We start from the raw sequence: 20,452 nt of genomic DNA on the forward strand, positions 1-20,452 counted from the left end.
CGCAACCGCAACCGACGACCGCTCGACGAACCGCCCGGGACAGTGACCTTGGCACTCCCACCCGGGGTCGGAACCGGCACACTCGCACCCAACGCGGCCTCCCACGGCGTGACGGGCACCACGACATGGATGTTGCGGCCGTCCAGGCGGAACTGCGCGTCGGGCTTGATCCGGACCCGTAGGAGCAGGTCGCCCGCAGGGCCGTCGCCGCTCCCCCGCCCGCCTTCCCCGGCGAGCCGGATGCGCTGACCGTCGACCACTCCGCGCGGGATGTTGACGTCGTAGGTCCGCTGCCCGTCCGGGCCGGCGAGGGTGATGGCGCGGTGCCCGCCCCGGTAGGCCTCCACGACGCTGAGTTCGATCTCCGCCTCCTGGTCGGCGCCGGGAATCGGGCCTCGCGGCCCGCCCCTCACACCGCCGCGGCCGAACATCCCGCCGAACAGGTCCTCGAAGTCGATGCCGGAGCCCTCGAATCCCTCGAAGCCCTGGCCGCCACCGGTGCTGTAGCGGACCCGGCCGCCTCCGCCCGGCCGGCCGTACGAGTCGCCGCGCGCGCCCGCGCCTGCGGCCACCCGCTCGTCGTAGTCCTCCGGAATCTGCCGGAAGTCTTCGCCGAAGCGGTCGTAGCGCTGCCGCGTCTTGGGATCGGAGAGCACGCTGTACGCCTCGTTGAGCTCCTTGAAGCGCTCCTCGGACTGCGGGTCCTTGCTGATGTCGGGGTGGTGCTTGCGCGCGAGTTTGCGGAACGCCTGCTGGATCTCCTCGGAGTCCGCGTCACGCCGTACCCCGAGCACGTCGTAGTAGTCACGTGCCATGGAGGGCCTCACTCCTGCCGTTTGGCGACGATCACTGAGGCGGGCCGCAGTTGGCTGTCGCCCGCGCCGTAGCCGGGGCGTACGACCTCCACGACCGTGTTCGGCTCCGCTCCCTCGGCCTCGACCACGCCGACGACCTCGTGCTCGGCCGGGTCGAAGGGCACCCCGGTCCGGTCGTCGCGGGGGTAGCCGAGCCGGGTCAGTACGTCGACGGCCTGATCCCGTACGGCCTTGACGCCTTCGAGCACCGGTGAGGAGTCGGACCCGGCGTGGGCGAGGGCCAGTTCCAGGTTGTCGAGAACGGGCAGCCAGGCCGCCGCGGTGCGGGCGCGCTCGGTGCCGCGTTCACGTTCCAGCTCCCTGGCGTGGCGTTTGCGGAGGTTGTCCAGATCGGCGAGAGCCCGGTGCCGGCGGTCCCGGAGGTCGTCCAGCTCGGCGGTGCGGTCGTCCGACTCCGGCCCCTGCGGGGACTCCGCGCGCTCCGTGGACTCCGGCCGGGCTGCGGTCTGCGCCGACGGGGTGGCGCCCCTCTCGTCCGGCTGCGTCACCGGCCCCTGTTCGGTGGACATGACCGCACCTCAGCTCTTGTCGAATTCGGCGTCGATCACGTCGTCCTCGGATCCGCCGGGGCTCGCGGCGCCGACGCCGGCCCGGTCCTGCCCGGATGCCTCCGCGCCCGCCGGCTGCGACGCCAGCGAGGCGTAGATCTGCTGGAGTTCGGAGGTCAGCGGCCTGACCTTGTCCACCGGCGCCCCCTGCTGCACCGCCTCGCGCGCTTCGGTGACGAGCATCTCGGCACGCGCCTTCTCGTGCGACGCCGCGGCGTCGCCCATCTCGGCGAGCCGTCGTTCGACCTGGTACGCGACGGCGTCCAGCTCATTGCGGGCGTCCACCGCCTCACGCAGGGCCCGGTCCTCCCCGCGGTGCCGGTCGGCCTCCTGGATCATCCGCTCGACCTCGCTCTGGTCGAGGTTGGATCCCTCGCTGATGGTGATGCTCTGTTCCCTGCCGGTGTCCTTGTCACGCGCGGTGACGTTCAGGATGCCGTTGGCGTCGACGTCGAAGATGACCTCGATCTGCGGCTCGCCACGCGGTGCGGGCCGGATGTCGGTCAGCTGGAAACGGCCGAGGACCCGGTTGTCCGCGGCGAGTTCGCGCTCACCCTGGAGCACGACGATGTCGACCGCCGCCTGGTTGTCCTCGGCGGTGGAGAACGTCTCCGTGCGGCGGACCGGGATCGTGGTGTTCCGCTCGATGATCTTCGTCATCACCCCGCCACGGGTCTCCACACCCAGCGACAGCGGGATGACGTCGAGCAGCAGGACGTCCTGGACCTCGCCCTTGAGCACCCCGGCCTGGATCGCGGCGCCGAGAGCCACGACCTCGTCGGGGTTGACGCTCATGTTCGGGTCCTTGCCTCCGGTGAGGCGGCGGACCAGCTTCTGCACGGCCGGGATACGGGTCGATCCGCCGACCAGGATGACCTCGTCGATGTCGTTCTCGCTGATCTTGGCGTCGGCCATCGCCTGCTTGACGGGTTCCAGGGTCCGCTCGACCAGGTCCGCCGTGATCTGGTCGAACGTGGACCGCATGACCGTCTGGGTGAGGTGCTTGGGGCCTTCGGCGTCCGCGGTGATGAACGGCAGGTTGACCTGGGTCTGGGTCACCGAGCTCAGTTCGGTCTTCGCCTTCTCCGCGGCTTCGAAGAGCCGCTGGAGCGCCTGCGGGTCGTTGCGCAGGTCGATGCCGTTGGACTGCTGGAAGTTGTCGGCCAGATGGTCGACGAGCCGGCGGTCGAAGTCGTCGCCGCCGAGATGGCTGTCGCCGGAGGTGGAGCGCACCTCCACCACGCCGTCACCGACGTCGAGGATGCTCACGTCGAAGGTGCCGCCGCCGAGGTCGAAGACGAGCACGGTCTCGTGCCCCTTCTTGTCCATGCCGTAGGCGAGGGCGGCCGCGGTCGGCTCGTTGATGATGCGCAGCACGTCCAGGCCGGCGATCTTTCCGGCGTCCTTCGTGGCGGTGCGCTGCGCGTCGTTGAAGTAGGCGGGCACCGTGATGACGGCCTCGGTGATCTTCTCCCCGAGCTGCTTGCTCGCGTCGTCGACGAGCTTGCGCAGCACCAGTGCGCTGATCTCCTCCGGCGCGTAGAGCTTGTCGCGCACCTTGAAACGCGCGACACCGCCCTCGCCCTCGACGACGTCGTAGGCGACGGCTTTGGCCTCGTCGGAGATCTCGTCGTAGCGGCGGCCGATGAACCGCTTGGCCGAGTAGATGGTGCCCTTGGGGTTGAGGATCGCCTGACGGCGGGCGAGCTGCCCCACCAGCCGCTCACCGCTGTCGGAGAAGGCGACGATGGAAGGCGTCGTGCGGGTGCCTTCGGCGTTCGGTACGACGGTCGGTTCGCCCCCTTCCCACACGGCTATCACCGAGTTGGTGGTCCCGAGGTCGATTCCGACTGCCTTGCCCATGAAGAACTCCTTCGCCTGGCACTTCGCGGCGTCCGCCCGTACCTGGGGGCGTCTTCTGTTCGGGGGGTGGGGCCCTGGGACGGCAGTCCGCGTGGTCCTGCCGTCAGCGGTGCGGGCACCGTCCGACCCGGCTGGTGGTCACATGGGCAGGCGGACGGCATCGGTCCGCGCCTCCGCCCGGCGCGATGAACGGCCCCGGAGCTTCGCCTCGGAGAGCATCACCGCTCGGTGTCTACCCGCCCCTCATCGTACCGAAAATGCCTAAATCGGATGAAACGCACAATTGCTGGCATGCCCGGTGTGGACGACGGTATGCCCGGTGCCGCGAACGAGTTGGACGGAGCGAGCTGCTCCGCGGTGCCGGGGACGAGCTACAGCGGGCCCGAACCGTTCAGCCAGAAGGCTCCGTAGACGGCGCCCACCCCTGTCAGCGCGGTCAGCGTCGCCCAGAGGTACGCGGGGCGTGACCGGGCGAGCACCACCGCGAGCGGCAGCAGCAGCGGAAAGGCCGGCATCAGGAGGCGCGGCTTCGAACCGAAGTAGCCCGAGGCGCCCAGCGCCAGCAGCGTGACGACGGCCGAGTACACCACCAGGGCCACCGGCTGGCCCTGCCGCACGCCGATCCAGTGCGGCCACGCGGCCAGCAGGAACAGCAGAACGACCACGACGGCGGTCACGACTCCCGCGTGGGAGAACCGGGAGAAGGAGGACAGGAAGCGGGCGAAGGCGACGCCTCCGTCGAAGCCGTTGCCCCAGCCCGCCTGCACATCGAGGTACCCGAGCAGGCGCCCCTGCCGCTGACCCACCCACAGGACGAAGCCGGCGGCTCCCAGCGGCGCGATCGCGCATCCCAAGGCCATCGCGGCCACCGAGTCCGGAAGCCGGCGCCGGGAGCGCAGACTGTCCACGGTCACCAGCAGCGCGGCGACGAGGAGGGCGGCGCACACGGCCAGCCCTACGGGTCGCGTGAGGCCCGCGAGAAGGGAGAGCAGTCCCGCGGTGATCCATCGCCCGGTGAGGACGGCATGGAGCGACCAGGCCGCGAGGGCGACGAAGAGGGACTCGCTGTACGCCATGGACTGGACGATCCCGACGGGCAGGGCCGCCCAGAGACCCACCAGGACGAGGCCGGCCCGGGGACCGTGGACATGGCTCGCCACGGCGTGGATCCCCCACGCGGCCGCCACCGAGGCCAGGGCGCTCACCACGAGTCCCGCGTCGGGCAGGCCCAGCGGGCTCACCGCCGACAGGCCCTCCTCCAGCCAGGGCAGCAGGGGGAAGAACGCCATACCGGACAGGCTCCGCCCGTCGGGCGCCTGGAGGGTGAAGTCGTAGCCGTGCTCGGCGACGCGGGTGTACCAGAGCGAGTCCCAGCGTCTGCCCAGCAGGACGTGGGCGCTCTTGCCGGTGGACGCCGACCAGAGGGCCAGGACGACGAGGCCGAGGGAGCGGATCGCGAGGTAGAGCGCGAGCGAGGGGCCGGCGGCGCGAAAGCTGTTCCGTAGCGCCGCCAGGCGAGCAGCGGCGAGGTCGCCGGGTGCCCGGAGCGACGGACGGGACGAGGTGATCGACATACAGCCTTCTGGGAGACGCCAGGGAGCGGGCAGGACGGACCATTGAACCGTGGCCTGCCGCGGAGACCTATTCGGTCCGGGGTCTCCCGCTCCCGCGGTGCGCGGAACGGCCGCTCACGTCGTACGTGCACCGTCTCCGTCGTACGTGCACCGGCCGCTCACGTGCCGCGTGCACGGCGGCCCACGTCGTACGTGCACCGTCTCCGCGCACGCCCTCCGGCACCTGCCCACGCCGTTCAAGCGCCGTCCACCCATATGACTCCCCCGGCAAGCACACGGACGCGGCCCCCGCCCCCCGGCAGGCAACCACCGCGGCCCGCGCCCAGCGGCGTATGTGATCGTGGGCGGCATGACGAGTGACGTGACACCGGATTCGGCTCCGGAGACGGTGGTGGTGCCCGCGCTCTACGTCGGCTACCCCGGTGTGGCCTTCGGGGGCTTCGTGGCGGGGCTGCTCGCCGAACGGTCCGGCGCGGGCACCGTACGGGTCGATTTCCGCGGGCCCGTGCCCGTCGGGGTGCCGGTGCCGATCGCCGGGGCGACGGGCGCGGGCTGGACGCTGGGTCCCGCGGACACGCCCCTCGCGACGGCACGCCCCGCCGGAGCCGCCGGCCTCCGGCCCGACGCGCCCCCGGCACCCGGGTGGGACGAGGCGGTCGCCGCCACCGAGGCGTTCCGGGCGGCGCCGCCGCCGGGAATGGTCGACTGCTTCGGCTGCGGGCTGGACCGTACGCCCGACCGCGGGCTGCGCCAGCACTGCACACCGGTCCCGGGCCGGGACGTCGTCGCCTGCGGCTGGATCCCGGACCCCGCGCTCGCGGACTCCGACGGACTGCTGCCGCCCGAACTGGTGTGGGGCGCGCTGGACTGCCCGGGGAACTGGGCGGGACGGCTGCTCGGGACCCAGCAGGCGGGTGCCGTGACGGCGTCCCTGACCGCCACGCTGCTGCGGCCGGTGGCCGCGACGGCGCGGCACGTCTCGTACGCCTGGCTGCGCGAGGAGTCGGGCCGCAAGCACACGATGGGGGTCGCCCTGGCGACGGCGGGGGGCGAGCTGTGCGCGGTCGCCGAGGCCCTGTGGCTGGATCCGCGACCGCGGGCCGCGTGAGCCCGCGGGCCCGCTGACCGACTCCGGGGCCGGGCGGGTCCGAAAGGACGCGGTGGGGGGCGCGGAACGCGCCACACTTCGGGGCGCTCGCCGCGGGCGGCGCGTACCCTCCCCCGGCTGTCCGTTCGAATGCAACGCACACAGGTTTGATGTCGGGATTGTCGGCGGCTCAGGGCTTGTACGCCCGGCGGCCGACGCCCTGGTGATGATCGACGAAACGTTCGCTCAACGAACATGACCAAACGGGCACCGGACGTATTCCGGCCAACTTGTTGACGCGGTCCTGACAGGACCCGTTCACCCCTGCGACTCTTCCCCCGTTCCACGCACCACATGCTCCGCAGGCTCTGCCCGGACGACCCACCCAGTCGTCCGGTACCCCCCTCGCAGAAGGAGTTCGCGTGAGACCCACGCCTCGCCGGCGCACCACAGCGACCGGAGCTCTCATAGCCACCGCGGCCCTCCTTGCCGTCGGATTCCAGGCCGGCCCCTCGTCGGCCGATCCGGCGGCATCCGCCGTTCCGGCATCGGCGCAAGCAGGGAAGGCCGACCCCGGCGCCCTGCCGCTGAGCCTGAGCCCCGCCCAGCGCGCGGAGCTCATCCGCAAGCAGAGCGCCACCACGGCGGCGACCGCGGCCGAACTGGGCCTGACCGCCCAGGAGAAGCTCGTCGTCCGGGATGTCACCCAGGACCGCGACGGCACCACCCACACCCGCTACGAGCGCACCTACGCCGGCCTGCCGGTCCTCGGCGGCGACCTCGTGGTCGCCGAGAGCAGGGCGGGCGCCACCGAGTCGGTGACCAAGGCCTCGAAGACGGTCCTGAAGAACGTCGACACCAGCGCCGACGTGACGCCCGCCGCCGCGGAGAAGCAGGCGCTCGGGCTCGCCAAGGCCGAGGGCTCCACCAAGACGGACGCGGACCGCGCACCGCGCAAGGTGGTCTGGCTGGCGCAGGGCAACAAGCCGGTCCTCGCGTACGAGACCGTCGTCGGCGGCCTCCAGCACGACGGCACTCCGAACGAGCTGCACGTCGTCACCGACGCCACCACGGGCAAGAAGGTCTACGAGTGGCAGGCCGTCGAGAACGGCACCGGCAACACGCAGTACAGCGGCCAGGTGACCCTCGGCAGCACGCAGTCCGGGTCCACGTACAACCTCACGGACGCCGGGCGCGGCAGCCACAAGACGTACAACCTCAACCGGGGTACGTCGGGCACCGGCACGCTGTTCTCGGGTCCGGACGACGTCTGGGGCAACGGCCAGCCCTCCAACCTGGAAACCGCCGGCGCGGACGCCGCCTACGGCGCGGGTCTCACCTGGGACTACTTCAAGAACGTGCACGGCCGTTCCGGCATCCGGGGTGACGGTGTCGGCGCGTCCTCCCGCGTGCACTACGGCAACAACTACATCAACGCCTTCTGGCAGGACAGCTGCTTCTGCATGACGTACGGCGACGGCGCGGGCAACGCCAAGCCGCTCACCTCGATCGACGTCGCCGCGCACGAGATGACGCACGGCGTCACCTCGGCCACCGCGAAGCTCGTCTACAGCGGTGAGTCCGGCGGCCTCAACGAGGCGACGTCCGACATCTTCGCGGCGGCGGTGGAGTTCCACGCCAACAACGCCCAGGACAAGGGTGACTACCTCGTCGGCGAGAAGATCGACATCAACGGCGACGGCACCCCGCTGCGCTACATGGACAAGCCGAGCAAGGACGGCGCGTCCAAGGACGCCTGGTACTCGGGCATCGGCGGCATCGACGTGCACTACTCCTCGGGCCCGGCGAACCACTGGTTCTACCTGCTCTCCGAGGGCAGCGGCGCGAAGACCGTCAACGACGTGAACTACGACTCGCCGACCTCCGACGGTCTGCCGGTCACCGGCATCGGCCGGGAGAAGGCCGCGCTGATCTGGTACAAGGCGCTCACCACGAAGTTCAACTCGACGACGAACTACGCGGCGGCCCGTACCGGCACGCTCGCGGTCGCGACCGAGCTCTACGGTGCCACCAGCGCCGAGGTCAAGTCCGTGACCGACGCCTGGGCCGGCATCAACGTCGGCGCCCGTCCCGGCGGCGGCGACCCGGGTGAGCCCGGCACCGTCTTCGAGAACACCGCCGACGTCGCGATCCCGGACAACGGCGCCGCGGTCACCTCGACGGTCAACGTCACCGGCCGCACCGGCAACGCCCCGGCCGCACTGAAGGTCGGCGTGGACATCATCCACACCTGGCGCGGCGACCTGGTCGTCGACCTGGTGGCGCCGGACGGCACGGCGTATCCGCTGAAGCCGTTCAGCTCCTCCGACTCGGCGGACAACGTCCAGACCACGTACACGGTCAACGCCTCCTCCGAGGCGGCGAACGGCGCCTGGAAGCTGCGAGTCCAGGACCGTGCGCGGCTGGACACCGGCTACATCAACAGTTTCAAGCTGACCTTCTGATCCTTCGGGTCATCGGTCGCACAGCCGCCCGGGGCGGGTCATTGCCCCGGGCGGCTGTGCGTGTCCGGCGTCCCGTGGACGGTCAGCCGGGGTTGCCGGCGTGGGTGAGCGTCTCCCAGCCGACGAACAGGTTGTTGGACCCGGCGGGCCGCTGCTGCTCGGTGAGCCTTTGGGTGTTGGTCATGTCGAAGCCCATACGGGTGTGCAGGGCGTTGAAGCCTACCTCGGTGACCGGCCCCAGCCTGTCCTTGAGGCTGCCCGCGCAGAGGTTGCCGGGAACCGGGGTGCCGAGCTGGTACTTGGCGTGCAGCCCGAGCGCGTGCCGCAGCCGGTCGGCGATCTCGGGGTAGAGGTCCTGGCCCTGGATGCGGGTGGTCTCGGCGAAGTGCGAGATGGCGGAGAGCCCGTAGCCGGTGTGGGTCAGATCGCGGCAGGTCTCCTGGCTGAGCCCGTCCATGAAGGTCGACTGGCCCTGCCAGTAACCGATGATCTTGTCCCGGGTGTTGAGGCCGGACCCCGGCGCGGTCCTGGGCAGGGCGCCGTCGGAGGCGACGTAGATGTACGCGGGCACTCGGCCGCGGAACTTGGTGACGGCCTTGTCGTACGCCGTGCGGTCCTCCAGGAAGACCGCGATGCCGATCGCGGCCTCCATCATGCTCAGCTCCCAGTTGCCGTTGGAGTGCGAGCCATTGATGACTTCGGGCAGGTAGACGTCCCGCAGCATGGTGCCGAAGCGCCCGGAGTTGGGCCAGGAGCTGTAGGTGTACTTGATGATCTCGGCGGCGCGCGGCCACGAGGAGCCCGCCCAGCCGGTCTGCAGCGGGGCGTTGCTGTTCGTGTGGTCCTTGATCACCGCGGACCAGGCGTCCATGATCTGGACGGCCTTGGCTGCGTAGCGGCTGTCACCGCTGATGTACCAGGCGAGCGAGAGGGTGTACGCGGCGATCGCGTCCTCGCGCTCGTCCGTGCAGCCGTAGTTGGGGTTGGAGTACGAGCCGCACTCGACGACCGCGCGGGGCTTGGCGGTACGCGAGAGCGAGGCGTACTTGCTGCCCATCATCTGGTCCCAGGCGCCCTTCCAGGGCTGCGCGTTCGCCTGGACCTTGGCCTTGACGAAGTCGAGCTGGGGCCGGCTGACGAGCACGCCGGGGTGGGTGAAGGTGGCCGGGGCCGCGGCCGTGACGGCCGCCTTCGCGGTGCTTCGGGGGGCCTCCTTCACCGCGGAGGCCGGGGATATGAGCGTGGCGGCGAGCACGCCGGCCAGCACGGTGGACAGGCCGAGCGCCAGTGTTCGCGGCCTGCGCAGGGCGTGGGAGGTGTATCCGGTGCGCATGGGGATGCCTTCCGGGTGGGGGGCGACGTCCCAACGCGGTTCACTGATATGAACGTTGAGCGCGAGAGTGAACGCGATGGTGGATCAGGAACCTAAAGGCATCTCATGTGCACGTCAAGACGCTGAGTTCACGCCATGAAGAAAGTGTGCCCGGCCGCATCGCGGCCGGGCACACGGACAAGCCTCCCGAGAGACCGGAGGTCAGCGCAGCAGGACGCCCGCGCCCTCCCCCGTCGCCTCCGTGGGAAGGGTCACCAGACCCAGGTCCGCACTCGCCGCGAGCAGTCGGTGCGCGGGCAGGATGCGGACCGTGTAACCGAACGGGCCCGTGCGGTCCAGCGCGAGCGGACCCTCGTACACCCAGCGGCCCTCCAGGTCCGGGCCGCCCGCCGGCTTCAGCGGGAAGGTCTGGGCGTCGGCGATCGCGTCGTCGGAGTCGACCCGGCCCGCCACCGCCTGCACCTCCACGTCGTCCGGCTCCAGATCACCGAGGGCGACCCGCACCCGCAGCCCGAGCGTGGCGCCCAGCTCCGCCGTGCCCTCGGACGCCGGCTGCTCCAGGGCCTCCACATGGTCCACGGCGACCCGCGGCCACGAGGTCCGCACCCGCCGCTTCCAGGAGGCCAGTTCGCGAGCGGCCTCCGCGTCCAGTGCCCGGTGGGCCCGGGCCGCCGGTGCGTACAGCCGCTCCACGTACTCGCGCACCATGCGCCCGGCCAGCACCTTGGGGCCGAGGGTGGACAGCGTGCGGCGGACCATCTCGATCCACCGCGAGGGCAGGCCCTGGTCACCGCGGTCGTAGAAGCGCGGGGCGACCCGGTTCTCGATCAGCTCGTAGAGGGCCGCGGCCTCCAAGTCGTCACGGCGGTCGTCGTCGGTGGCCGCGCCGTCCGCGGTGGGGATCGCCCACCCGAAGTCCGGCTCGAACCACTCGTCCCACCAGCCGTCCAGCACCGAGAGGTTGAGGCAGCCGTTCAGCGCCGCCTTCATCCCGCTGGTGCCGCAGGCCTCCAGCGGCCGCAGCGGATTGTTCAGCCAGACGTCGCAGCCCGGGTAGAGCTTCTGCGCCATGGCCATGCCGTAGTCGGGCAGGAAGACGATGCGGTGCCGCACCCGCGGGTCGTCCGCGAACCGCACCAGCTCCTGCACCAGCCGCTTGCCGCCGTCGTCCGCCGGATGGGCCTTGCCTGCCACGACGATCTGCACCGGCCGGGTGGGATGCAGCAGCAGCTCCATCAGCCGGTCGCGGTCGCGGAGCATCAGCGTGAGCCGCTTGTACGACGGCACCCGGCGGGCGAATCCGATGGTGAGCACGTCTGGGTCGAGCACGGTGTCGACCCAGCCCAGTTCCGCCCCGTCCGCGCCCCGCTGCCGCCAGGAGGCGCGCACCCGTCGGCGCACCTCGGTCACCAGTTGCTCCCGCAGTTCGCGGCGGAGCCCCCAGATGTCGGCGTCGGGGATGTCGGCGACGGCGTCCCAGGGTCCGGAGTCGTCGACGGACAGGGCGTCCTCGGCGCGGTCGGCACCGATGTGGCGGGCGCCGAGCCGGAACACCTCGGGCGCCACCCAGGTGGGCGCGTGCACGCCGTTGGTGACGGAGGTGATCGGCACCTCCTCGGCGTCGAAGCCTGGCCACAGGCCCGCGAACATGCCGCGGCTCACGGCGCCGTGCAGGGTCGAGACCCCGTTGGCGCGCTGGGCGAGCCGCAGTCCCATCACGGCCATGTTGAAGAGGTTGGGCTCGCCGCCCGGATAGGTCTCCATGCCGAGCTGGAGGATCTTCTCGACCGGGACCTCCGGCAGTTCGGCGCGCTCGCCGAAGTGGCGGGCGACCAGCTCCCGGTCGAAACGGTCGATGCCGGCCGGCACGGGGGTGTGCGTGGTGAAGACGGTCCCGGCCCGCACCGCTTCGAGCGCCGCCTCGAAGTCCAGGTTCCTGCCGCCGTGCTCGGCGTCCTGGCCGAGCTCGCGGATGCGCTCCAGACCGAGGAAGCCGGCGTGCCCCTCGTTGGTGTGGAACACCTCGGGGTCCGGGTGTCCGGTGAGCCGGCAGTACGTCCGCACCGCCCGCACCCCCCCGATGCCCAGCAGCATCTCCTGGAGCAGCCGGTGTTCGCTGCCGCCGCCGTACAGCCGGTCGGTGACGTCGCGCTCGCCGAGGCCGTTCTCCTCGACGTCCGAGTCGAGCATGAGCAGGGGCACCCGGCCGACGTGGGCGACCCAGATGTGCGCCCGCAGCGAGCGTCCGCCGGGCAGCGCGAGGGACACCCGTGCCGGGGTGCCGTCGTGTTCCCGCACCAGGGTGACCGGCAGCTCGTTCGGGTCGAGCACGGGATAGTGCTCCAGCTGCCAGCCGTCGCGGGAGAGGGACTGGCGGAAGTAGCCGTGGCGGTAGAGCAGTCCGACGCCGATCAGCGGTACGCCGAGGTCGCTCGCGGCCTTGAGGTGGTCGCCGGCGAGGATGCCGAGACCGCCGGAGTACTGCGGGAGCGCGGCGGTGACGCCGAACTCCGGCGAGAAGTAGGCGACAGCGGCCGGAAACTCCGGCCCGCCGTCGCCGGAGGTGCCGTTGTGCGTTTGGTACCACCTGCATCCGTGCAGATAGTCGTCCAGATCGGCGGCCGCGGCGGCCAGCCGGTGCAGAAAGGGTTGGTCCCCGGCCAGCTCCGCGAGCCGGGAGGCGGACACCGAGCCGAGCAGCCGCACGGGATCGCCTCCGGCCGCCCGCCACCCCGCGGGGTCGACGGCCTGGAAGAGGTCTCGGGTCTCGGTGTGCCAGGACCAGCGCAGATTGCGCGCGAGGTCGCTGAGCGGGCGCAGCGGTTCGGGGAGGACGGGGCGGACGGTGAATCGACGAATGGCCTTCACAGGTCCCACCTTCGCAGGGGAGGTACGCATCCGAGGGGACGCACGGCGGTGTGCGTCTCTCCGTCATGCACGACGTTAGTCGCACCCCGCCCTCGACAACCACGGCGCGCGGAGCGCGTTGGATGCCCGCCGGGGCATTCAGCGCCGGGCGCGCACCGTGGGGCCGTAGGGGGAGCCGAGGTTGACCGTGGCGGGATCGAAGGCTCCGGTGGCGGCGTACCGTGCGGCGATCTCGTCCCGCTCCGACCGCGGGATCACCGCGTCGATGTCGGTGAAACCGCCCGGGGCGCGCTCGTGGGCGAGGTTGATGACCACCTCGGGGCCCAGTCTGCGGTTGGCCCGCTGGAGTTCGGTCGTGGCGGGCCTGCGGTCGGCCTCGTACGCGGCCAGCGCCTCGACCGGGTCGGGGTGCAGCACGAGGGCGAGGGCGAGAGCGCGGCCGTCGACGACCGACTGCGTCGCCCCGTTGGAGCCGATGGGGTACATGGCGTGAGCGGCGTCCCCGATCAGGGTCGTACGGCCGTGCGACCAGCGTTCGAGCGGTTCGCGGTCGATCATCGGGTACTCGAACGCGGCGTCGGCCGCGCCCAGCACCTCCTCGACGCCGACGCCGTCGAACTCCCAGCCCCGGTAGTGGTGCAGAAATCTGCTCAGGGGGACCGGCCGGTTCCAGTCGCCGCGCGGGCTCGCGCCGCCCACGGCGTCGGCGGGCATCGCGAGCGCCCAGTTGACCAGCACCTCGCCGGTGTCCGGGTCCGGTTCGGTCATCGGGTAGACCACGGCCTTCTGCCGGTCGTCGCCGGCGATGAACATGAAGCGGGAGGCCCGCGCGGCGGGCAGCCGGGAGACCCCCCGCCACACGAGCATGCCGTTCCACGGCGGGTCGCCCTCGCCGGGGTGGAGGGCCGCACGGACGGTGGAGCGGATGCCGTCGGCGCCGATGAGGACGTCCGGTTCGAGGGAGGCGCTGCCGCGGCGCCCGCCGTCACGGTGCTCCAGCTGCACCCGGGGGCGGCGGCCCCCGCCCAGCGCTTCGACCGCGGTCACCCTGACGCCGCGCACCACGGAGCCGGTCCCCAGCCGTTCGCGCACCGCCTCGGCGAGGGCCCCGAGGAGCTCGTCGCGCTGGATGGACAGCTGCGGCCAGTGGTACCCGGCGCCGATGCCGCGCGGCTCCCGGGAGACGAGTGAGCCGCTGCGGTGGTAGTAGCGCAGCTCGCGTGTGGCGAAGGAGCGTTTCTCCAGACATTCGAGCAGCCCGAGCGCGTCGAGTTCGCGTACCGCGTTCGGCATGAGGTTCAGCCCGGCGCCGACCGGCCTGCTCTCGTGCACCGCCTCGACGACGGTGACCCGCCGGAAGCCCGCGGTGTGCAGGGCGAGCGCCGCGGTGAGCCCGGCGATACCGCCACCGGCGATCATGAAGTGGGTCATGGGTCGGGGTCTCCTGGGACGTCGTCAGGCAACGGGGGCACGCGGGCGCTCGACGGACCGGCGGACGAGCGTCTCGTTGTCCCGGGTCAGGTCGAGCACCGACCGCAGCAGCTCGATCGGGGCGCCGCCGCTGCCCGTCTCGTACTGCCGCACCTCCTCGCTGTAGGCCTTGCGGGCGAGGGTGAAGTGTCGGGCGCGGAAGGTCTTGAGGATCCGCAGCACGCGGGCGAGGGAGACCGCGGACCTGGCCAGCTGCGGCGGCAGCCGGTCGGCCTCCTCCCAGCTGATGGCGGCGGAGAGCTTGGAGACCGCGGAGACGCCACCCCGGTGCGTGGCGTAGTGGTCGCGCCAGGACGGAAGGCTGTAGCGCACCGACTCATCGAGGAAGTCGTCGTACGCCGGGCTGCTGCGGTCGCACTGCCACAGCGTCAGGTCGACCAGCCACAGCGGCACCTGCGCGGCGGCGGGGCCGAGGTAGTCGGCGCCCGCCACGTCGATCTCCTCGAAGTAGCAGCGCATCTCCTGGGCGAAGAAGACCGGGGAGACCTGGGCGACGGTGAAGTCGATGGAGTCGACCATGGACCGGACGTGCCGGGCCGTGCGGTCCAGCGCGCCGGCGAACCCGGGGTCGTACGGTTCGAGGCGGGCGAGTACGGCGCAGGTGTCGAGCGAGGCGACGAGGCCGGGGAACACCATCCGGACGGCTTCCTGGAGGTGGCTCTCCATCGGGTCGCCGGTGTACATGCGCTGACGGTCACCGAGCGGGTTCCAGGTCGTGTAGTGGTGCACGGTGTCGCGCGGCACCATGTCGGTGCGCCGGCCGAGCTCTTCGAGCACCGGCAGCGCCTCGGGCACGGCGGCCAGCGGCTGCACCCCGTGCCGCTTGAGCGAGCCGAGCAGGATGCCCAGGTCCCGCATGGCGGCGAGGGCGTCGGTGACGCCGAGGGCTGCCACCCGGTCGGCGTCGGGCAGGACGGTGCGCAGGGCGACGGTGAGCGCCGCGGTGTCGGCGTCGGCGTTCATCGCCGGGACGGCGGCGAGCAGGGCGTCGGCTCCCAGCGGGTCGGCGGCGCGTATCTCGGCTATCCGGTAGCGCGGATCGCCGCTTCGTTCGATTCCGGGCGCGACAAGGTCGTACAGGGTCAACGGAGGTCCCCCTCGAACACGTCAGATCAACGGGTGGGATGCGGAGTTGTCGGCGCCGCGCGGTCACCGGGCGCCTTCGCCGCATGCGTGCCGGGGCGCTCTGCCCGGCACGCCGGCTCTACTCCACGGCGCCGCCGACGCGGTCCTGCCGCGCCGGGGGCGTCGCGGGACCGGGAAGGGGCGCGGACAGGCGCAGCCGCAGGGTCAGCACGGCGGCGAGAGCCGCGAAGGCCGCGCCGGCGAGCAGCGCGGCACGGAAGCCCTCGGTCTGCGGTACACCGCCGTTCGTGGCGCCCGCGGTGGCGACGGCGACCAGGACGGCGAGTCCGAGCACCGAGCCGAACTGCTGGCTGGTGTTGACGAGCCCGGAGGCGAGTCCGGTCTCGTCGGGAGCGGCATCGGCGGTGGCCGCCACATTGGTGGTGACCATGACCAGCGGCAGCGCCACACCGATGACGAGGGTGGGCGCGAGCACCGTGGAGGCGAACGTGCCGTCCGCGGACAGCGCGAGCGCCAGCCAGAGCGTGCCCGCGAAGAGTGCGGCGAAGCCGAGGGTCATGGTGTGCCGCAGCCCCAGCAGGCCGATGAGCCGGCCGGTCTGCGGAGCGACGGCGACGACGACCAGCGACAGCGGCAGCAGGGCGAGGCCCCCGGCCAGCGGGGAGGCGTCGAGCACCGTCTGCAGGAAGAGACTGACGAGGAAGAACATCGGGAACAGCGTCATCTGCGCGAGTGCGGCGAGAATGTTGGCCAGCCGCAGGGTGGGCCGGCGCAGCACGGCCGGCGGCACCAGTGGACGGGCGGTCCTCGACTCCCGTACGGCGAAGAGGGCGAGCAGGACCAGGCCCGCACCGCCGGCGCCGAGGGTACGGGGATCCGTCCAGCCCGTCTCCCCCGCACCGACGAGGGCGAAGGCGAGGAGTCCGAGGCCGCCGGTGGCGGTGAGCGCGCCGCCGAGGTCGAAGCCGCGTACGGCGCCGCGACCGCCACCGTCCAGCAGCCGCAGCGCCGCCCCGCCGAGCGCCAGCCCGACGAGCACGTTGAGCCAGAACGTGGAACGCCAGCCGAGGAGATCGGTGAGCACGCCGCCCAGTACGGTGCCGAGCACCCCGCCGAGGCCGCCCATCGCGGCGAAGGCGCCGAGCGCCCTGTGTCGTCCGGGGCCGTCCGGGAACAGCCCGAGCAGCAGGGCGAACGCGGCCGCCGCGGCGAGCGCCGCTCCCACCCCCTGCGCCGCCCGCGCCGCGATCAGCGCACCGGCGCTCGCGGCGACCGCGCCGGCCGCGGACGCGACGGCGAGCAGACCGAGTCCGGTCAGATACACCCGCCGGTGGCCGAGAAGATCGGCGGCCCGGCCGCCGAGGAGCAGCAGCCCGCCGAAGGTGATCAGATAGGCGTTGGCCACCCAGGACAGCCCGGCGGAGCCCGACCCGAGATCGTCACCGACCGACGGCAGCGCGACATTGATGATCGCCGTGTCCATGATCAGCAGCAGCTGGGTGGAGGCCAGCAGGGCGAGGGCCGCGCCCGGACGGACGGTGGTCACTGGCCGGTCCCGAGGCCGTAGCCGTCGAGACAGGCCTGCGCCAGGTTCTCGCAGGCCTCGGCCCCGCCCGCCCAGGTCTGCATGGTCAAATACACGTGCGGGGCGCCGTGGTAGAAGCGCTCGTACTGCTCGTGGCGGGCGGCGAACTCCGAACCGAGCGCGTCCCAGGCCAGCTTCAGCAGCTTGATCCGCTCCTCGGCCGCGGTGCCGGGGGCGCGCAGATACTTCGTCACCACCGGACCGAGCTCGGGGTGGAGCAGATCCTCGGCGGACGCGGGCAGCTGGATGACCGCCCCGCCGGCCAGCTGTTTGATCTCCTGCACGGCGCGCGGATACAGCTCGCCGGCCATGATGCGCTGCGCGTAGGAGATCTCGGTGCCGGGCGCGACCCCGCCGCGGCCGCCGTCGACCGGCTCGCAGGAGGCCTCAGCCGCCAGGACGAACGCCTTCGCCTGCGCGACCATCCCGAGCAGGCGTCCGACCGCCTGGGTGACAGGAGGCAGCTTGTAGGTGCCATTGGTACGTGTCATCAGAAGGGCGAGACCGGTCAGGAACTCGAGCTTGGTCCAGAAGCGGGTCGCCGCCTGGTGGACGAAGTTGAGGTAGGCCGGCGTCTGCCACCACATGGCGGCGGTGGCGTCCACGTTCCGGTACGTCAGCACCCGTTCCCAGGGCACGAAGACGTTCTCGCAGACGAGCAGCGCGTCGTTCTCGTCGAAGCGCGAGGAGAGCGGGTTGTCGAAGACGCCGCGCGCCTGGGCCTCGTAGGAGGTGCGCGAGACGAAGGTCAGGCCGGGGGTGTCCGTGGCGACCGAGAAGGAGACGGCATGGTCGACGTCCTCGGGGGCCAGCGGCTCGATGGTGCCGACGACGACCTCGTCCGAGAACACCGCGCCGGTGCCGATCATCTTGGCGCCGCTCACCACGATCCCGTCGTCCCTCTCGGCGACGACCCGGATCACGAGGTCGTCGTCGCCCTCGCCGGAGTGCGGGTTGGTGATGGTGAACGCGCAGTACAGATCGTCGCCGGCGAGCCGCCGGTGGAGGGCGAGGGCGTTGGCCGCGCCGTCGAAGGAGCCGGTGCTGAAGACCTGCGGCACGGCGGCGAACGCGGCGGCCCCGCCGGCCATGTAGTCGGGCGTGCGGCCGAGGAAGCCGAAGCTCGCCTCCGACCAGACCTTGTAGGCCGCGCGCCTCGCGACGAGGTCCTCACGGTCGCGGGGCACGGTGTAGGCGCGGTGGACGCCGTCCACGGTGAGCACGTCCCGGTGCTCGGGGGACTGTGCGAGGTCGTAGAGGTGTGCGACGGACGCCGCGGTGTTGCGGAAGGCTCGGTGGCTGGTCACGTCCTTGACGCGCTCGCCGTCGAGCCACACCTCGCGCCCGTCACGCAGAGCTGCGAGGTATTCCCGGCCGGACCTGGTCAACGTCTCTCCTCGAACGGAATGTCCCCCGACACAGCCGAGCCTCGCCCCCGGTACGGACACGGGGCAATGAACGACCGTCCAGCGGTGATTAAGAACCGGCCAGTCATGCAGCTGAGAAGCTTCCGGTCCGGTACTCCCCCGGCGTGGTGCCGTACCACTTGCGAAAGGCCAGATGGAAGCCCACGGCGCTCTGGTAGCCGACGCGCTGCGGCACCGCGGACTGCGGGAGCGACGTTTCGGTCAGCAGCCGCGCCGCCTCCTGCATCCGCCGTCCCGTCAGATGACGGGCGGGCGCCTCGCCGACCAGCTCGCGGAACGCGGCGGTGAACGCCGAGCGCGACATGCCGACCTCGCGGGCCAGCGACTCGATGGTCCACGGCTCGGCGAACCGGGTGGCGATGATGATCATGGCCTTGCTGATGCCGGGGTGGCGCAGCACCGGCAGCGAGGAGGGGTTGTCGGCGAGTTCGCGCAGCAGCGGCCGCAGGGCGAGGACGAGTGCCATCTCGAAGGCGCGCAGGGTGACCAGCCGGTCGCCGGGGCCCACGGGGCGGTCGGTGGCGGCCAGGAGCCGCAGGGTGTCGCGCAGCAGCGGTTCCCTGTCGACCTGGGAGCGGTCGAGCACCAGCGCCCAGGGCAGCGCCTTGTAGAGGCCGGTGGCCGCGGACTCGTCGTAGTGGAGTCCGGCGCACAGCAGTCTGCTCTCCGCGCCCCCGCCCTCGATCCGGATCTCGCCGGAGGTGCCGGGCTCGCGCTCGGGCAGCACGGTGCCGAGCGCCAGGCCCCGCCGTCCGGGTACGTCGGAGAGCCGGTGCGCGGTCCCGGTCGGGAAGAGGGCGAGGTCGCCGGTGTGCAGCTGGAGGGGGGTCTGTCCCTCGCCGGTGATCCAGCAGCCGCCCTCGGTGATGAAGTGGAGCACCGCGCAGCCCTGCTCCGCGTCCCCCTCGATGGCCCAGGGTGCGCTGACATGCCAGCGGCTGTCGAACACCCCGGTCAGACGCAGGGGTTTCAGCAGCTCGCTGAGGAGGTCGTCGCCTTCGGTCTCCGCGTCCATTGGACGATCCTTCAACCCCCGCCCCGGTTTGTTAATTGATCGGCCGAAGCCACCGAGGCGAGCCTGGAAGAGCCGTTCACGGCAGCAGCCACACCCTATCGAAGGGCTCTTGAGACTCATGTCCGATCACATTCCGATGCGCGTAGCGGTCGTGGGGGCGACCGGTTTCCAGGGGGGTGCCACGGCCCGTCTGCTGACGGAGCGGGACCACCGTGTGCGCACGCTGAGCCGCCGGCCCGAGGCGGACCGGCCGGCGCTGCCCGGCGTCTGTGTCGTGGACGGCGACCTCGGACGGTACGAGGACGTGCGCCGGCTCTTCGTGGGGGCCACGCACGCCGCCGTGGTGATGCCGCTGGTGTACCAGGCGGAGAAGGTCATGCGGTACGCCCAGCACATCGCGAAGGCGGCGCGCGAGGCCGGACTGCGGCGGCTCGTCTACAACACCAACACGCGCGTCCCGGACCGCAGCACCAACGTCGTGGCCTTCGAGACCCGGCGGCTGGCGGAGACGGTGTTCCGGGAGAGCCTGGCGCAGACCGAGGTGGAGCTGGTGGTGGTCCGCCCGCCGGTCTATCTGGACAACCTCTTCAGCCCGTGGAACGGTCCGGCGCTGGTGAACGAGGGCGTTCTCGCCTATCCGCTCCCCGCCGACACGCCGACCGCCTGGATCTCGCACCGCGACCTCGCGGAGGCGGTGTACGCGGCGCTCACGGTGGATGGCATCGCGGGCCGGGCGTTCGACATCGGCGGCTCCCGGACCCTGACCGGTCCGGAGCTGGCGGAGGCTTTCGGCCAGGGTCTGGGCCGTTCGGTGCGGTATGTGCCGCTGGAGCCCGGGGTGTTCGAACAGGGTCTCGCCCAGATCCTGGGCGCCGAGTCGGCGGCCGGGGTCGCCGGGATCTACCACTACATGGCCGCCGCACTGGAACCCGCTCTGATGAGGGGCGATGACGGTGCGTCGGCGGCAGCGCTGTCGCTGAAACCGGCACCCGTCGACGAGTGGGTGGCCCGTCAGCCGTGGCAGACGTGGTCGGGCGAGCAGGCGTGAACGGGCGGCCGGAACCGAGCTGGGGAACGTGGGTCACGATCTAGCCTGAATCGAACGGAGTGCGAACGGGGTGCGGGTGGTCACGCGATGCGTGGGCACCCGCACTCCGTTCCGTCGTTTCGTTTCCCTTGTTCAGCCACCTACGTCCGGAGAGAGTCCGCGAAGTGTCGTCGTCCCCCCAGGGTGG

General features: G+C 71.7%; 14 protein-coding genes. 3 read left to right on the forward strand and 11 right to left on the reverse strand.

The window, feature by feature from the left end; all coding sequences use genetic code 11:
* The 4 genes from ABTX78_RS14175 to ABTX78_RS14190 form a co-directional block, all read right to left on the reverse strand.
* Positions 1–815, reverse strand: an 815-nt coding sequence (locus ABTX78_RS14175; RefSeq protein ID WP_352207074.1) for a DnaJ C-terminal domain-containing protein, incomplete at its 3' end; no start/stop codon positions are given.
* A gap of 8 nt (positions 816–823) precedes the next feature.
* On the reverse strand, positions 824–1,384 hold the full coding sequence (locus ABTX78_RS14180; RefSeq protein WP_352207075.1) for a nucleotide exchange factor GrpE: 561 nt from the start codon (positions 1,382–1,384) through the stop codon (positions 824–826).
* A 9-nt stretch (positions 1,385–1,393) separates the two neighbouring features.
* Positions 1,394–3,286, reverse strand: coding sequence for a molecular chaperone DnaK (gene dnaK, locus ABTX78_RS14185; protein WP_352207076.1), 1,893 nt, complete (start codon positions 3,284–3,286; stop codon positions 1,394–1,396).
* A 371-nt stretch (positions 3,287–3,657) separates the two neighbouring features.
* Complete coding sequence (locus tag ABTX78_RS14190; protein WP_352207077.1) at positions 3,658–4,860, reverse strand: putative hexosyltransferase; 1,203 nt, start codon at positions 4,858–4,860, stop codon at positions 3,658–3,660.
* A 349-nt stretch (positions 4,861–5,209) separates the two neighbouring features.
* On the opposite strand from ABTX78_RS14190, the gene ABTX78_RS14195 reads away from it, so the two are divergent.
* Both ABTX78_RS14195 and ABTX78_RS14200 read left to right on the forward strand, forming a co-directional pair.
* Positions 5,210–5,968 carry a hotdog fold domain-containing protein gene (locus ABTX78_RS14195; protein ID WP_352207078.1) on the forward strand — a complete coding sequence of 253 codons (759 nt, stop codon included), beginning with the start codon at positions 5,210–5,212 and terminating at the stop codon, positions 5,966–5,968.
* 401 nt (positions 5,969–6,369) lie between these two features.
* Complete coding sequence (locus tag ABTX78_RS14200; RefSeq protein WP_352207079.1) at positions 6,370–8,412, forward strand: M4 family metallopeptidase; 2,043 nt, start codon at positions 6,370–6,372, stop codon at positions 8,410–8,412.
* An 82-nt stretch (positions 8,413–8,494) separates the two neighbouring features.
* On the opposite strand, the gene ABTX78_RS14205 is transcribed toward ABTX78_RS14200, so the two are convergent.
* From ABTX78_RS14205 to ABTX78_RS14235, 7 genes are all read right to left on the reverse strand, one after another.
* The gene (locus ABTX78_RS14205) at positions 8,495–9,745 is read right to left on the reverse strand and encodes an alginate lyase family protein (protein WP_352207080.1); all 1,251 of its coding nucleotides are present in this window, start codon (positions 9,743–9,745) and stop codon (positions 8,495–8,497) included.
* 201 nt (positions 9,746–9,946) lie between these two features.
* The gene (gene glgP, locus ABTX78_RS14210; RefSeq protein WP_352207081.1) at positions 9,947–12,613 is read right to left on the reverse strand and encodes an alpha-glucan family phosphorylase; all 2,667 of its coding nucleotides are present in this window, start codon (positions 12,611–12,613) and stop codon (positions 9,947–9,949) included.
* Positions 12,614–12,751: 138 nt separating this feature from the next.
* Positions 12,752–14,044, reverse strand: coding sequence for an FAD-dependent monooxygenase (locus ABTX78_RS14215; protein ID WP_352207082.1), 1,293 nt, complete (start codon positions 14,042–14,044; stop codon positions 12,752–12,754).
* A 24-nt stretch (positions 14,045–14,068) separates the two neighbouring features.
* A complete protein-coding gene (locus ABTX78_RS14220; RefSeq protein WP_352207083.1) occupies positions 14,069–15,190 on the reverse strand; it encodes a monodechloroaminopyrrolnitrin synthase PrnB family protein in 1,122 nt (373 codons plus the stop codon).
* A gap of 118 nt (positions 15,191–15,308) precedes the next feature.
* Complete coding sequence (locus ABTX78_RS14225; RefSeq protein WP_352207084.1) at positions 15,309–16,736, reverse strand: MFS transporter; 1,428 nt, start codon at positions 16,734–16,736, stop codon at positions 15,309–15,311.
* The gene (locus tag ABTX78_RS14230) at positions 16,733–18,163 is read right to left on the reverse strand and encodes a 4-hydroxyphenylacetate 3-hydroxylase family protein (protein ID WP_352207085.1); all 1,431 of its coding nucleotides are present in this window, start codon (positions 18,161–18,163) and stop codon (positions 16,733–16,735) included. The genes ABTX78_RS14225 and ABTX78_RS14230 overlap by 4 nt, the downstream gene beginning before the upstream one ends.
* A 103-nt stretch (positions 18,164–18,266) precedes the next feature.
* Positions 18,267–19,217 (reverse strand): AraC family transcriptional regulator, encoded by a 951-nt coding sequence (locus ABTX78_RS14235; protein WP_352207086.1) that lies wholly within the window; start codon positions 19,215–19,217, stop codon positions 18,267–18,269.
* A 118-nt stretch (positions 19,218–19,335) separates the two neighbouring features.
* Here ABTX78_RS14235 and ABTX78_RS14240 point away from each other — a divergent pair, with 118 nt between their 5' ends.
* Positions 19,336–20,265 carry an SDR family oxidoreductase gene (locus ABTX78_RS14240; protein WP_352207087.1) on the forward strand — a complete coding sequence of 310 codons (930 nt, stop codon included), beginning with the start codon at positions 19,336–19,338 and terminating at the stop codon, positions 20,263–20,265.
* Positions 20,266–20,452: the final 187 nt, after the last annotated feature.

Origin of the sequence: Streptomyces sp. NPDC096193 (assembly GCF_040302905.1) — a bacterium.
In the GTDB taxonomy this organism is placed as follows: domain Bacteria; phylum Actinomycetota; class Actinomycetes; order Streptomycetales; family Streptomycetaceae; genus Streptomyces.

Coding starts and splice junctions, on each gene's coding strand:
- dnaK (WP_352207076.1), bottom strand. CDS start 3,286: ATGGGCAAGGCAGTCGGAATCGACCTCGGGACCACCAACTCGGTGATA.
- ABTX78_RS14205 (WP_352207080.1), bottom strand. CDS start 9,745: ATGCGCACCGGATACACCTCCCACGCCCTGCGCAGGCCGCGAACACTG.
- ABTX78_RS14240 (WP_352207087.1), top strand. CDS start 19,336: ATGTCCGATCACATTCCGATGCGCGTAGCGGTCGTGGGGGCGACCGGT.
- ABTX78_RS14180 (WP_352207075.1), bottom strand. CDS start 1,384: ATGTCCACCGAACAGGGGCCGGTGACGCAGCCGGACGAGAGGGGCGCC.
- ABTX78_RS14215 (WP_352207082.1), bottom strand. CDS start 14,044: ATGACCCACTTCATGATCGCCGGTGGCGGTATCGCCGGGCTCACCGCG.
- ABTX78_RS14195 (WP_352207078.1), top strand. CDS start 5,210: ATGACGAGTGACGTGACACCGGATTCGGCTCCGGAGACGGTGGTGGTG.
- ABTX78_RS14235 (WP_352207086.1), bottom strand. CDS start 19,217: ATGGACGCGGAGACCGAAGGCGACGACCTCCTCAGCGAGCTGCTGAAA.
- ABTX78_RS14190 (WP_352207077.1), bottom strand. CDS start 4,860: ATGTCGATCACCTCGTCCCGTCCGTCGCTCCGGGCACCCGGCGACCTC.